We start from the raw sequence: 14886 nt of genomic DNA on the forward strand, positions 1-14886 counted from the left end.
GAGGAGAATGTGATATATTTTTTAGGTGCAATTATACTATTAGGATTAGATCAAGTTACTAAGATGCTTGCAGTATCCAACTTGATGAACAAAGGGGCCGTTACCTTTATAGAAGGTTTTTTAGGATTTCGTTATACAGAGAATACAGGTGCAGCTTTTAGTATCTTGAGGGAAAAGCAGTTATTATTGATTTTGTTAACATCGGTAGTAATCATAGCTTTAGTAGGTTTTTTTGTGAAAGCACTTAGAACGGATACACATATCGTTGTAAAACTTTCATACATGTTGCTTCTTTCTGGTGCAATAGGAAACTTAATTGATAGAGTGAGACTTAACTATGTTATTGATTTTTTGGAGTTTAGATTTATACAATTTCCAATATTCAATGTAGCTGATATGTGCGTGGTCGTAGGGGTCGTGCTATTAGCCTTTTCAACTTTGTTTTTAAAATATGATTTTTAAAATATAGTTAGATGGAGGGGAATATGTTAATAGGGATCATTGGTTCAGGAACTATGGGTGCTGGAATAGCTCAGACAATTGCTTTAAATGGCATACAAGTAATTGTTAGAGATATAAGTGAAGCACAACTTGAAAAGGGAAAAGCTTCGATTCGCGGAAGTTTGTCGAGATTATTAGAGAAAAACAAAATAACACGTGAAAAAATGGACGAGGCATTAGAGTTACTTTCTTTTTCTACTGAAATTGCAGCTTTGATTGATTGTAACATTATTATTGAAGCAGCTTCAGAAAATTTAGCAGTTAAATGCAAAATATTTGAAGAGTTAGACAGAATTATCAATAAGGATGCTATTTTAGCAACCAATACTTCTTCACTTTCGATAACCGAGATCGCTGCACATACCCTTAGACCTGACAAGGTTGTTGGGATGCACTTTTTCAATCCGGTTACTAAGATGAAACTTATTGAGATCATTAGTGGTATTGGGACTTCGAAGGAAACTTTGGCAACTATTTTTACCATGGCTGAAAATATAGGGAAATCACCTATTAAAGTAGAAGAAGCACCTGGATTTGTTGTCAATCGAATCTTAGTTCCTATGATCAATGAAGCGATTGCTATTAAAGCAGAGGGCATTGCATCAGCAGAGGATATTGATAAAGCAATGCTTTTAGGTGCAAATCATCCTATTGGACCAATAGCACTATCGGATTTAATTGGCAACGATGTGGTGCTTGCAATTATGGAAACACTATACAGTGATTTTGGAGATCCTAAGTATCGTCCACATCCACTTTTAAGGAAAATGGTCAAAGCTGGACTTCTAGGTAGGAAAACGAAACAAGGGTTTTATAATTATTAAAAATTATTTAATAAAAATTTAAATGAATCAGTTTCCATATTATGATAGAATATAGTGCACGGTGTATATTGTGTACGCATATGTGTGATAGAGTATTAGGAAGGATAGACAATGAAGTTTTATATAAAGGTTTTTATTATATCATTTATAGGATTTTTAGCGATATTTACAGGTGTTTTGTTCGCGATAGATTCAATTATGGACAAGCCTGAGATTCCAATAGCAACTGTCGATACGACAGAGCCAACAACTGAAGTCATAGATCCTGAGGGCGGCGGAAATGTTGGTGAAGATGATCAGAGAACTGAACTAGAGAAGATTGCTGAAGATTCCCCGAGAATCAATATAATTGCATTTGGACTCAATGGCCAATTGGCAGATACCATGATGCTTTTTAGCTATGATCCAGATTTAAACCGAATGGACATATTGTCAATTCCACGTGATACTTATCACCATATTGAAGGATATGATGATCCAGCATATAAAAAAATGAATGCCACTTACGGTTTCGCTGAAATTGGTGGCGTAAATGGCATGAAAAAAGTGCTTTCAGAATTTTTAGGAGTACCAATTGATTATTATTTAAAAGTTGATTTTGAAGCGGTAAGAGCAGTAGTGGATACGCTCGGTGGCTATGAAGTAAATGTACCTTTTGATATGAAATATGATGATTATTATGATAAGCCCCCTCTTCATATCGACTTAAAAAAAGGTCCTCAAGTTTTAAACGGGACTGATACAGTTAAGTATCTTAGATTTAGAAAAAACAATGATGAATCGATTATGGAAGGGGATGTACAGCGCATTCCAAGGCAGCAACATTTCGTGAGTACGATGATGAGTAAAGCCTTAAGTAGTAAACTTCCTTCGGTGATCAATACCATTATTGGTGGAAAATATGTTCAAACAGATATGACGATAGAAGAAGCACTAAGTCTAGCTATAAAAGGTGCAAGCATTGAGTCTGATGACATTCATTTTTATATGCTTGAAGGCGAAGCGAAGATGATTAAAGGTTCCTCATACTGGATCCATGATCCAGCAAGCTTAGAAAAAACACTATATGGATTCTATGGATTTACGATAGGTGAGGATTCAACACTAGAGCCAACTGATGAAGCATCTACTGAAACGACAACTAAAAGCGGCAACTAATTATAATAAAGAGCCAATCGCAACATCTAAAGGATGTTATGATTGGCTCTTTTTAATTATTCTTGGTTAAAGATTCGAGGATAATATGACTTAGTTTATAGACATCTCCAGCTCCCATGGTGATAATCAAATCGTTAGGGAGTGCATTTTGTAATATATAGTTATTAACTTCATCAAAAGTCGGGTAGTAGTTCACTTTGACTTTTTCCTTAATCATGGCTTTCATTAAATCAAGAGAACTTACTTCACCATGGTCCACTTCTCTTGCTGCATATATGTCGCAGAGGATTACTTCGGATGCGTTTTTAAAAGCACCTGCAAACTCGTTGAGTAAGTCTTTTGTTCTTGAATAGGTATGTGGCTGGAAGATACATATGATGCGATTGATATCTGTCATCCTTGCGGCTGCTTCAAGTGACGCTTTGATTTCATTAGGATGATGGGCATAGTCATCAACTATTGTGATTTCTCCTACTTTGCCAATTAACTCAAACCGTCTATTAGCGTTTTTAAAGCTTGAGAGCCTTGAAGTTATAAGTGCTAAATCGTCAATGTATATATTTGCCACGACAAAAGCAGCCAGTGCATTATATATATTGTGCTGTCCTGGAATGATGAGTGAAACTTTAGTAAGTTTTTGTTCTTTATTAAATATATCAAACGTCGCTTGACCAAGACTGTTATAAACAATGTTTTTTGCAATGTAATCGCAATGATCATTTAATCCAAAGGTTAGTACTTTCCCAGTATAATAAGGTATAATTTTTCTCGAATTATAATCATCTCCATTTAGTACCAAAATGCCTTCTTCAGTGATGTTGTTAGAAAATTTTGCAAATGCACTGACAATATGGTCAAGATCACGGAAGTAATCCAAGTGATCTTCATCTACATTGAGAATTACCCCCACTTTTGGGAAGAAAGAGAGAAAATTCTCTTTGTATTCACAAGCTTCTGTAATAAAGAGATCACTATTGCCTATTTTAACATTGCTCTTAATATCATTGAAAAAGCCACCCACTAAAGCGGTAGGGTCAAAAATTGTATCGTTGAAAATTCGAGTAACCATTGAAGTGGTTGTTGTTTTTCCATGTGTTCCAGCAATAGCGATGGATTTGTTATAACCTGCCATTATTTGACCAAGCATCTCAGCTCTGCTAATACATGGTATATTTTGATCTACAGCATATGCTACTTCGGGATTATCTTCTGCTACCGCCGAAGTATACACCACCAAATCTGCACCAGAGATGTTTTTAGCATCATGCACGTAATATACGACAATTCCCTTTTGAACAAGTATATCTGTTACATCACTTTGATGGAGGTCGGAGCCGGTTACTTTGAAGCCTTGGTGCAATAATATTTCAGCAATAGCGCTATTGCTGACGCCGCCAATGCCAACAATGTGAATGTGTTTAATCATAGATAGATCTATCATACTTACTCCTAATTGTTTGAATTTTACATCATAGGAAGCATCATAAAGATGTCTCAATATATATTTTATACCAGTTGATGTCTTAAATCATAATGATTATACCTTATTTTGAGAACAGTTTAAAGACCTACATATTGAAAAACATGAAACAAAATAGTGAAAAAGTATTGAAGTAATGCCTAAAAACGAATAAAATTAAACTATTATAATAATAATATTCGGAGTGTGGTGCTGTGAGCAAATTAAAACGTAATGAAAGAATCGGTGCTATTGTGAAAATACTGTGTGATTCCCCAAATAAAGTATTCACACTAAATTATTTCACTCTTATTTTTGATTCGGCAAAGTCGACGATAAGTGAAGACCTTGTCATTGTCAAAAAGATTATGGAAGAACTATCTCTTGGAAAAGTTGTAACAATTGCAGGTGCATCAGGGGGTGCAAAATATGTACCTATGATGGGTAGAGAAGAAAAACATGCTTTGATTGAGCAGATTTGTGAAGATATAAAAAAACCAGAGCGCGTTATGCCAGGCAAGTACTTATATATGGCAGATATATTATATAATCCGGTTTACACAAAAGGTATCGGAGATATTTTTGCAGAAAAATTTTCTGAAGACCATACTAAAGTCGACTATGTATTGACCATCGAAACAAAAGGAATTCCAATTGCCATGATGACAGCTCGAGGACTCAATGTTCCACTTGTTATTGCGAGACATGAAAATAAAGTGACTGAAGGGTCAAAGATTAGTATAAACTACATATCAGGTTCCACGGGTAGTTTACAGACAATGTATATTTCAAAAAAAGCAATAAAGAAAGATTCCAATGTACTAATCGTCGATGATTTTATGAAAGCTGGTGGATCAGCCAAAGGGATGACGCAATTGGTACAAGAAATGGATTGTAAAGTAGCGGGAATTTGTGTTCTATTTGATACAACAGTTCCTTCCCAAAAATTAGTTGACAAGTATATATCCTTAATTAAATACGAGGGAATTGATACTAACGATGAGATCTTGGTTCATCCTAATTATGAGTATCTTTAGGCTGGAGATAAATAAAAATAAAAAATTAAAAAAAATTAACAAAAAAAGAAGGATTTTCGTAACATATATAGAATATACACTCTTAACAGCTTAAGTTAGGGGGATAAAAATGAACATAACAGATGTCAGAATTAGAAAACTTCGTGAAGATGGTAAAATGAAAGCAGTGGTATCATTAACTTTTGATGATGCATTTGTCGTACATGATATTAAAGTGATCGAAGGACAAAATGGACTTTTTGTTGCAATGCCAAGTCGAAAAGTAGGTGAAGCAGATTATAGAGATATCGCTCATCCAATTAATCAAGAGACACGGACGATGATACAAGATATCATTTTTGAAGAATACGAAAAGGCGAAAAACTTAACTGGGGAAGAGTTTTTCGAAGAATAGTATAAGTATGAGTGAACACGCTAGAGCGTGTTCTTTTTTTATGTCTACTTTGCTTTATTGAGATTGATTTTGAAGATTTGAGGTTCAAAACTTAAAGAAAAGCCTCATTAGTAAGAATATACGAACTTTTCTCAATTTTTCTTAATAGTTGTTTAGTTTTATGTGTAAAAGTGATATAATTTTGCGTGTTGAAAGTCAAAGTTTACGAGGGAAGTCAAATGGATAAACTAATTACAATTATACTAGCTGCTGGATATGGTAAAAGAATGAAATCTAAGTTACCAAAGGTACTTCATAAAGTTAGCGGTGTCCCTATGATTCAGCATGTTGTCGATCTTGCAAATGAAATTGGTACAGATGAAACAGTATGCGTTGTTGGACATGGTAGAGAATTGGTTGAATCAGCACTTGCAAATCAAAATATAGAATTTGCTGTCCAAGAAGTTCAACTTGGAACTGGACATGCAGTTAAATCAGCTCAAGCTTTTATAGATGAAGGTTTGGTTTTAGTTTTATTTGGAGATGCACCGCTTTTAAGTGCTTCGACACTAAAAGCCTTTATTACAAATCATAAAAACGGAAAATATAAAGCTAGCCTAATATCGACATTTTTTGATGACCCAACAGGGTATGGTAGAATTGTCAGAGATCAAGAGGGTAATTTTGATCGAATTATTGAGCATAAGGATGCATCGGAAGATCAAAAACGTATTGGGGAGATAAATTCAGGTATTGGTTTGTTTGATGCATCAATATTGATGGACGCACTAGATGCACTTAAGAATAACAATAGTCAAGGTGAATATTATTTGACTGATGTATTTGAATATGTGAAAGAAAAACATGGTAAAGTAGATGCCTTTGTAATTAAAGATGCTTATGAAGTAATGGGAATCAATGATCGAATGGCGCTTGCCGAAGCTGAAAAATACCATCAAGATCTAATTAAAAAGCATTGGATGCGTGAAGGCGTTACACTTATATCACCTGAAAGCATCTATATAGAAAAGTATGTTACTATTGGTCAAGATACAATTATTGAGCAGGGCACAATGCTTAAAGGGAGTACTGTGATCGGCGAAGATTGTCATATTGGCCCCTTTAGTGAAGTGATAGATACAAAAATTGGAAATGAAGTAAAAGTGAAGCATTCAACACTTACAGATTCATCGGTAGATGATCGTACAGTCGTTGGACCTTATGCCTACTTAAGACCAAAGTCAAATGTTGGTAAGGATTGTAAAATAGGTGATTTTGTAGAAGTGAAAAATTCAACTATCGGTGATAGTACTAAAATTTCACACTTAACATACGTTGGAGATGGCAAGGTTGGTAAAAATGTCAACCTTGGCTGTGGCGTTGTGTTTGTAAATTACGATGGCGTTAACAAACATCTTACAGAAATCGAAGATGATGTTTTCGTAGGTTGCAATACAAACTTAATTGCCCCGGTAAAAGTGGGTAAAGAAGCGTATATTGCAGCAGGCTCAACTATTACACAGGATGTTCCTGAAAAAGCACTTGGAATTGCGAGAGAACGACAAGTCAACAAGACCGATTGGTCAAACAAATATTTAAAAAAGAAGTAGGAGGAAATAATGCAATCGAATGACAGGAGGATAAAGGTATTTACAGGTAATGCCAATCCAGATCTTGCAAGAGCAATCTGTAAAGAACTAGGGTTACCGCTAGGTGACAGCATTGTAAAAACCTTTAGCGATGGGGAGATCTCAGTAAACATCAATGAGACAGTAAGAGGTATCGATGTTTTCGTAGTGCAGTCCTTTTCTTTGCCTAAAGTAAACGACTATTTGATGGAACTTCTTATTATGATTGATGCGCTTAAGCGTGCATCAGCTGGAAGAATTACTGCAGTAATTCCTTATTATGGTTATGCAAGGCAAGATCGTAAGGCTAAAGCAAGAGATCCAATTTCAGCAAAATTGGTTGCAAACCTAATTGTTGCGGCAGGTGCAGACAGAGTTTTAACGATGGATTTACATGCGGCACAAATACAAGGTTATTTTGATATTCCTCTTGATCACTTAAAAGGAGTCCCGATTATAGCTGAGTATTTCAGACAAAAAGATATCAAGGACCTCGTAGTGGTTTCTCCTGACCTTGGTAGTGTTACAAGAACTAGAGATTTATCAAACAAAGTTGACGCACCAATAGCGATCGTTGACAAAAGAAGACCGGAACCAAATGTATCTGAAATCATGAATATCATAGGTGAGGTAAAGGGAAAAAATGTTATCTTAATTGACGATATGATCGATACAGCTGGTACTATTGTCAATGCCGCAAAAGCTTTAAAAGAAATGGGTGCAAAAGATGTATATGCATGTTGCACGCATGGTGTCTTCTCAGGACCAGCTGCATCAAGAATTAGAGATTCGGAGATTTCTGAATTAGTAGTGCTTGATACGATTGATGTTTCACCTGAAATGAAAGAACTTAAAAATGTAACTATGTTATCAGTTGCACCATTGTTTTCAGAGGCAATTAGAAGAATCTTCAACAACGACTCAGTTAGTACGATGTTCGAAGAATAGAAAAACTGAAGCTCATTATGATTTTCCGACGCTTAACCAACATTGTTGTTAAGCGTTTTTTTTGATATAATCTTATGGTCTAATACATCAGTGTATAAACAGATGAGATGAAGGAGATATTTCGTGTATATTATCGTTGGCCTTGGTAATCCAGGCAAAAAATATGATTTAACTAGACATAATGTTGGATTTGAAGCGATTGATCGCCTCAGTGAAAAATTTGGAATCAGTGTCAATAAACTTAAATACAAAGCCTTGATTGGTGAAGGGGTCATAGCAGGAGAGAAAGTAATCTTGGTAAAACCTCAAACATATATGAATTTAAGCGGTGAAACTGTAAAGGCAATTTGTAGTTTTTATCAGCTACCAATGGAAAACTTGATTGTTATATTTGACGATGTTGATACTGATTTTGGTAAATTAAGAATCCGCAAAAAGGGAAGTGCAGGTACACATAATGGGATGCGTCACATTATATATCTTTTGCAACAAGATAACTTTCCGAGAATAAGAATCGGCATAGGGCGTTCATTGCGCCTTGAGTTAAAAGATTTTGTGCTTCAAAAATTTTCAAAATCTGAACTGAATGAAATGAATGAAACAATTGATAAAGTAGCTAATGCGGTTGAGTGTATTATTGATGAAGGTGCTGACAGTGCCATGAATCGTTATAATGGTTAATTGAGGGGCAAAAATGTTTGATTTATTACTAAATCTATTTAAGCATTCTGTTGAGGTGCAAACACTTAATAAAAGTATTGAGGAAAATATTAGTCCTATCTTAATACATGGTTCAGATCAACAGGTTGTAAAATGGGTTGCACAAAGTGTAGCTAAAACTCAAAAAAGAGCAACAATTCTCTTTTTTGAAGATGAACATAAAGCGAAAATTGCAGCTGAAGAAATTGAAGAAGCAGTATATTTACCGGGTCGTGAGCTTATATGGTTTGACTCATATGCGCATTCGAATCAGGTGGCACTCGAGCGAGTGGAAGCTATTTTACAAGCTACCCAAATGGCAGTTCCTCTTGTTTTTACATCGATCAACAATTTACTTTATCGCTATCCTCGAAAGAAGTTGATCGCTGATAAAATGATCAAACTGGATTTGAATTCCGAAATTTCATTAGCAGAACTTCAAAAAACACTTTATAACTATGGGTATGAAAGAGTAGAAATAGTTGAATCAAAAGGTCAATATAGTATCCGGGGTGGAATTTTAGATGTCTTTTCTACAATGTATGATGTCCCATATCGTATTGAATTTTTTGGAGATGAAGTAGATTCGATCAGAGATTTTGATATTGAAACACAAAAATCATTAAACAAATTTGAGCGTTTTGATATTTATCCAACGAGAAAACTGGTACTGGATGAAGCTTTAATTACAAAAGCGATTCAGAAATTAACCGCATCGAAAGGCAAATACAAAAGCGATAAACGTGAAAAAATAGAGGCAATTGTTGAGCATTTATCTGAAAACATTTTTGTAGATGGTATTGATAAATATTTTCCACTTTTTTATGATCAGACGGATACGCTTTTAGATTATTTTGAAAATCCAATTGTCTATATTATGGGTAACAATCAATGTGTCTCACGAATGGGACAATTTATAGCGGATTATAGAAGACAATTTACTGATTATCTAGAACGTGGCGAAGTAATTGCCGAACAATATCATAGAATTTACGATTTTGATGAAATCAAAACTGAATTATCAATGCGCCAAGTTATTCTAACGGAATTGTTGATTAAGCACACTGAAGGTTTTGAACCTTCTCAAATCATCAAGTTATCATCAAGAGAGATGAACAAATATTATGGTAAATTTGATCAAATTGCATTAGATCTAAGAAAATGGAAGTTAAAAGGTTATCATATACTCATTGCTTTTAACAGTGCTGAAAGGTTAAATCGCTTTCTATCGGCGATGGCATCATATGAAATAGCGGTCAACACTGAAGAAGGTTTCTTAAATGAAGGCTATGAACAAATAATGAGTAGCCAAGCAGTCGCAGTGTTTCATCCAGCTCAAAGTGGTTTTTATTTTGATACGTTTAAAGCACTTGTTTTAACGGAACATGAGCTTTTTGGAGAAGGAAAAAAGGTTTCTAAGAAAAAACCTGCCCAAGGAAAAGTAATTAAAGCCTTTTCAGAACTTTCAGTTGGTGATTATGTCGTTCATGAATCTCATGGTGTTGGACAGTATTTAGGTGTTGAACAGATGAAAATCGATCAGACACGTAAAGATTTTTTAAAGCTACGATACGCTCAAGATGATTATCTTTATATCCCTGTTGAGAGTGCCGGACTTGTTCAAAAGTATATGGGAACAGATTCTGATAAACTCAAACTCAATAGATTGGGTGGACAAGAATGGAAGAAAACTAAATCAAGAGCTAAAAAAGCAATTGAAGACATGACAGATGAACTTATAGAACTTTATGCAACAAGAAGTACCAAAAAAGGTTATCAGTTTAGTCAAGATAACGAGTGGCAGCGCGAATTTGAGGCACTGTTTCCTTATCAGGAAACACGTGATCAACTAAAGTGTGTTGAGGAGATCAAAAACGACATGGAAAGACCTCAACCTATGGAGAGATTACTATGCGGTGATGTTGGCTATGGCAAAACCGAAGTTGCTCTTAGAGCCGCATTTAAAGCGGTTTTAGATTCAAAGCAGGTTGCGATTCTCGTACCAACCACAATTCTAGCCCAACAACATTATAACAATATTGTAGAAAGGTTTTCTAAGTATCCCGCAAATGTTCAAATGATCTCTCGATTTAGAACCAAAACAGAGCAAACGAAGATTATTAAAGATATAAAAAGTGGTGTTGTGGATGTTGTTGTAGGGACACATCGCATATTATCAAATGATGTTATTTTTAAGGATTTAGGGCTATTAATTATTGATGAGGAACAGCGTTTTGGTGTGAAACATAAAGAGAAGATTAAACAAATGAAAGAAAATATTGATGTCCTCACGCTAACTGCAACCCCAATTCCTAGAACACTTCATATGTCCATGATTGGTATAAGAGATATGAGTGTTATTGAAGATCCACCAGAAGATCGCTATCCAATTCAGACTTATGTAGTTGAGTTCGATGAAAACTTGGTAAGAGAAGCAATTTCTAGAGAACTAGAACGCGGCGGACAAGTATATTTTGTGCATAACCGTATCTCAGATATAGATAGGGTTGCTGCGAAGCTTGGGGAACTCGTTCCAGAGGCCGTTGTACACTATGCACATGGCCAAATGAATGAACATCAACTAGAGAAACTGATGTTGGATTTTATGAACAATGACTTCAATGTACTTGTATGCACCACGATAATTGAAACAGGACTAGATATTTCTAATGTTAATACCATTATCATCAATGATGGAGATCGATTCGGATTATCTCAACTCTATCAGTTAAGAGGTAGAGTAGGACGAAGTAACCGATTAGCATATTGCTATATATTCTATCAAGAAAACAAAGTGCTCAATGAGATCGCTGAAAAAAGACTAAAGGCGATTAAAGAATTTACAGAACTTGGTGCTGGTTTCAAAATTGCTATGAGAGATTTGGAAATCAGGGGGGCTGGGAACGTGCTAGGAACTGAGCAACATGGGTACATGGAAGCGATTGGTTATGATTTGTTTTGTAAGTTATTAGAAGAAAGTGTTATGGTTAAAAAAGGTGAGGTCGTGAAAGAAAAACCTCAAGCAAAAATTGATTTAGCAGTCAATGCATTTATCCCTGAGAACTATATAAGCAATCATCAACTTAAGATTGAAATCTATAAAAAAATTGCTTCAATTGAGAGCCGTTCTGATGTTGACTTGATTTATGAAGAAATTGAAGATCGTTTTGGCACTGTACCTGTCTCAGTAAATAATTTGATCATGATTGCCTATATTAAAGCGCTTTGCGAGATGATGGGAATTGACGAGATCTCAGAAGATGGAAAAGATTTTATCTTGAAATTTGCAACTGACTTTGCAATCAGCCCAATTTTTATCAGTCAAGTGATGACCTATGATGCGAAGAATGTATCTTTCTTTGCAGGAAATCCAGCGGTTTTAAGGGTCAAAATTACAAACAGATTAAGAAAAAAAGAAGAACAATTAACAATGCTTGAAAAATATGTAGAAAAAATATATAGTTTTCATAGTGAATATTTAAATATATAATGATATGTGAAATTGAATACGTTAAGTCTTTTGACTTACCAAATAATTTGAGGAGTGGGAATATGTCTAATTTAAGAAAGATTACAGCATTGCTTTTGGTTGTGCTGATGGTAGCATTAACAGGTTGTGGTGCTAAAGAAGAAAATGGTGTTACAACAGAAGGCGTAACGAAAGTTGATAGAACAAATGCTGTTGCAGTAGTAAATGATGAAGTTGTAGATATAGATACATTTAATATTTACTATGCGATGTATGAAACTGCTTATAAACAGTACTATGGAGAAGATATACTCACTCAAGAATTTGAAGGTGTGAAATTTGGTGATGTTTTAAGAGAAGATATTTTGGATATGTTAGTACAAGATTCACTTATTCGCTCTTATGTACTCTCAACAGGTTTTACAATTAAAGACGATGTATTTAAAGAGAAATATGACGAATTAAAAGCAATGCTTGAAGAAGATACAGAAACCAAAACAATGTATGATACTATTGGCGTGACAGATGCATTTCTTGAAAAACAAGTTCAAGGAAGTATCTTGATGGAAGAATTCACAAATACAGTAAATGGCATGATTGATGCTGAGACAGCGCGTTTAGAGGAATTGTATAAAACCGAGCCAGTTCAAGTAAGTGCGCGTCATATACTCGTTGCAGATGAAGAAACTGCAGCAGAAGTAAAAACTAAGCTAGATGCTGGTGAAGACTTTGCAGAACTGGTAACGCAATATTCTACAGATACTGGTTCAGTGGCTACTGGTGGAGATTTGGGCTATTTTCCAAGGGGTGTAATGGTTGCTGAGTTTGAAGAAGCTGCATTTACGCAGCCAATTGGTGAAATAGGCGAACCTGTACAATCTTCTTTTGGCTATCACATTATAAAGGTTGAAGATCGACAAACAATTGCGGAGCTTATTGAGGCTGGTGAAGACGAAGCGGTGATTAACGATTTTAAACAACAAATTAAAGACAGTCTTTATAACGAGTACTACACGAAAAAAATTGACGAATTAAAAGCTGCTGCATCTATAGAAACTTTTATAGATAAAGTGACACCAAAAACAGAAGGTTAATAAGCGATACGCTACTAATATATATAAACTTTGAGAGGTCAGACTAGCGCTGGCCTCTTTATAATAGGAGTAATTATGTCGAAGTCTAATGAGCATAGTGCATCAGATTCATTTGTTAAAGGTGCCTTTATATTGGGTATTTCAGGAGTATTTATAAAAATACTAGGTGCGTTTTTTAAAATCCCATTAGCGGATAAGTTAGGACCCGAAGGGATGAGTTATTTTCAAAGTGCTTATCCAATATATAATTTCTTTATCGTACTGGCTACTGCCGGCTTACCCACCGCACTTGGTAAAATAATTGCGGAGCAAAGAGCACTGGGTGATTATAGAAATCTGGATAAAACGTTTAAATCAGGATTAGTTTTAATGACGTCGATAGGTCTTATGGGGACGCTTATTATGTTCTTTGGCGCTGATAAGATAGTCGAGATCATCAAAAATCCAGAAGCAGCATTAGCTTTTAAGGCACTTGCGCCTGCAATTGTTATTGTTTCTGTTATGGCAGTTTTTAGAGGCTTTTTTCAGGGGTTTCAGCATATGAAGCCATTTGCACTTTCGCAGATTTTTGAGCAACTAGGAAGAGTAATTGTTGGATTTGCACTTGCTGTTTTTTTATTGGATAAAGGGACAAAGTATGCAGCTGCCGGTGCGACCTTTGGCGCAACAACGGGTGCAATTGCGGGCTTATTTGTAATTTTCCTTTTGTATAAAAAGTTTAGGAAAAAACATTTTGAAGCACATTCCAAATTAATGACTGGTAAAGCACAAGAAACAAGTGAAATTATGAAGCGAATTGCTATGATTGCAGTCCCAATAACACTTGGTGCAGCAGTTATGCCGCTTATGAGCACTATAGATGTTATGCTTGTTATGAACCGTTTAACAGATATCGGTATGGGAGAACAAGCCAATGATCTATATGGAATGTTAAGCGGATACGCTGCGGTTCTTGTTAACTTGCCACAAGTGATTACATCAGCTATTCAGATAAGCATTGTTCCTGCAGTGGCAGCATTTTATGTACAAAAAGAAGTTAAATCTTTAAGTAGCACTATTCAAAATGGTATTCGCATGACTTTAATTATAAGTCTACCAGCTACTGCTGGCTTGGTACTGTTGTCACAACCGATAATGGAACTCTTATATCCAAGTCAATTACAATATGCACAGACAACGGGACAAATATTATCTATTTTAGGTTTTGGTGTTATTTTCTTAGGGATGTTCCAAGTAACTACAGGAATCTTGCAAGGTTTGAGCATGCAAAACAGACCTGCAATGAACCTTATGATTGGTGCAATTATAAAAATTATACTCACGTATGTATTAGTTGGAATTCCAAGTATCAATATATATGGCGCAGCTATATCAACATTAGCTGCTTATGGAACAGCCACTACGTTGAACCTTATCACTATGAAACGTAGTGCCAATATTACTTTTGACCCCAAAGCTGTACTTTTAAAACCACTATATTCAGTTTTTGTAATGAGTATCGTTGTATTATTGGGGCGTCAATTAGCGTTATTGTTTATTTCGCCAAATTTATCCACGGTATTTGCGATATTCATCGGTATGATTGCGTATTTCTTTATGCTATTTAAGACTAAAACTTTAACAGATGAAGATTATGCATTAATGCCAGGAGGTAGTAAGCTCAAAAAAATTAGTGATCGATTTTTTAAATAAGGAG

12 protein-coding genes are annotated in these 14886 nt (G+C 35.2%); 11 read left to right on the plus strand and 1 reads right to left on the minus strand.

Annotated features, from left to right (window positions below; all coding sequences use genetic code 11):
• The first annotated feature begins 9 nt into the window (after nucleotides 1-9).
• The 3 genes from lspA (at nucleotide 10) to QE109_RS15825 (ending at nucleotide 2483) form a co-directional block, all read left to right on the plus strand.
• Entirely contained in the window at nucleotides 10-462 is a 453-nt protein-coding gene (gene lspA / locus QE109_RS15815) for a signal peptidase II (RefSeq protein ID WP_281095525.1), read from the plus strand.
• A gap of 23 nt (nucleotides 463-485) precedes the next feature.
• Nucleotides 486-1325, plus strand: a complete 840-nt coding sequence (locus tag QE109_RS15820) for a 3-hydroxybutyryl-CoA dehydrogenase (RefSeq protein ID WP_281095526.1) — start codon at nucleotides 486-488, stop codon at nucleotides 1323-1325.
• 111 nt (nucleotides 1326-1436) lie between these two features.
• Nucleotides 1437-2483 (plus strand): LCP family protein, encoded by a 1047-nt coding sequence (locus QE109_RS15825; protein ID WP_281095527.1) that lies wholly within the window; start codon nucleotides 1437-1439, stop codon nucleotides 2481-2483.
• Between the two features lie 52 nt (nucleotides 2484-2535).
• Here the strand turns inward: QE109_RS15825 and murC are convergent, their stop codons facing one another.
• Entirely contained in the window at nucleotides 2536-3924 is a 1389-nt protein-coding gene (murC, locus tag QE109_RS15830; protein ID WP_281095528.1) for a UDP-N-acetylmuramate--L-alanine ligase, read from the minus strand.
• 233 nt (nucleotides 3925-4157) lie between these two features.
• Between murC and purR the strand changes: the two genes are divergently transcribed.
• The 8 genes from purR to QE109_RS15870 all read left to right on the plus strand — a co-directional run bounded on the left by purR (nucleotide 4158) and on the right by QE109_RS15870 (nucleotide 14882).
• The gene (gene purR / locus QE109_RS15835) at nucleotides 4158-4979 is read left to right on the plus strand and encodes a pur operon repressor (RefSeq protein ID WP_281095529.1); all 822 of its coding nucleotides are present in this window, start codon (nucleotides 4158-4160) and stop codon (nucleotides 4977-4979) included.
• A 109-nt stretch (nucleotides 4980-5088) separates the two neighbouring features.
• Nucleotides 5089-5373 (plus strand): septation regulator SpoVG, encoded by a 285-nt coding sequence (gene spoVG / locus QE109_RS15840; RefSeq protein ID WP_281095530.1) that lies wholly within the window; start codon nucleotides 5089-5091, stop codon nucleotides 5371-5373.
• Between the two features lie 218 nt (nucleotides 5374-5591).
• Complete coding sequence (glmU, locus tag QE109_RS15845; RefSeq protein ID WP_281095531.1) at nucleotides 5592-6962, plus strand: bifunctional UDP-N-acetylglucosamine diphosphorylase/glucosamine-1-phosphate N-acetyltransferase GlmU; 1371 nt, start codon at nucleotides 5592-5594, stop codon at nucleotides 6960-6962.
• A 9-nt stretch (nucleotides 6963-6971) separates the two neighbouring features.
• On the plus strand, nucleotides 6972-7928 hold the full coding sequence (locus QE109_RS15850) for a ribose-phosphate pyrophosphokinase (protein WP_281095532.1): 957 nt from the start codon (nucleotides 6972-6974) through the stop codon (nucleotides 7926-7928).
• A gap of 123 nt (nucleotides 7929-8051) precedes the next feature.
• Nucleotides 8052-8609, plus strand: coding sequence for an aminoacyl-tRNA hydrolase (pth, locus tag QE109_RS15855; RefSeq protein WP_281095533.1), 558 nt, complete (start codon nucleotides 8052-8054; stop codon nucleotides 8607-8609).
• A gap of 13 nt (nucleotides 8610-8622) precedes the next feature.
• On the plus strand, nucleotides 8623-12117 hold the full coding sequence (gene mfd, locus QE109_RS15860; protein ID WP_281095534.1) for a transcription-repair coupling factor: 3495 nt from the start codon (nucleotides 8623-8625) through the stop codon (nucleotides 12115-12117).
• A 62-nt stretch (nucleotides 12118-12179) separates the two neighbouring features.
• Entirely contained in the window at nucleotides 12180-13190 is a 1011-nt protein-coding gene (locus QE109_RS15865; protein ID WP_281095535.1) for a peptidylprolyl isomerase, read from the plus strand.
• Nucleotides 13191-13265: 75 nt separating this feature from the next.
• Nucleotides 13266-14882 (plus strand): putative polysaccharide biosynthesis protein, encoded by a 1617-nt coding sequence (locus tag QE109_RS15870; protein WP_281095536.1) that lies wholly within the window; start codon nucleotides 13266-13268, stop codon nucleotides 14880-14882.
• Nucleotides 14883-14886: the final 4 nt, after the last annotated feature.

It is taken from the genome of Fusibacter bizertensis, from assembly GCF_029914245.1.
In the GTDB taxonomy this organism is placed as follows: Bacteria; Bacillota; Clostridia; order Peptostreptococcales; family Acidaminobacteraceae; genus Fusibacter_C; species Fusibacter_C bizertensis.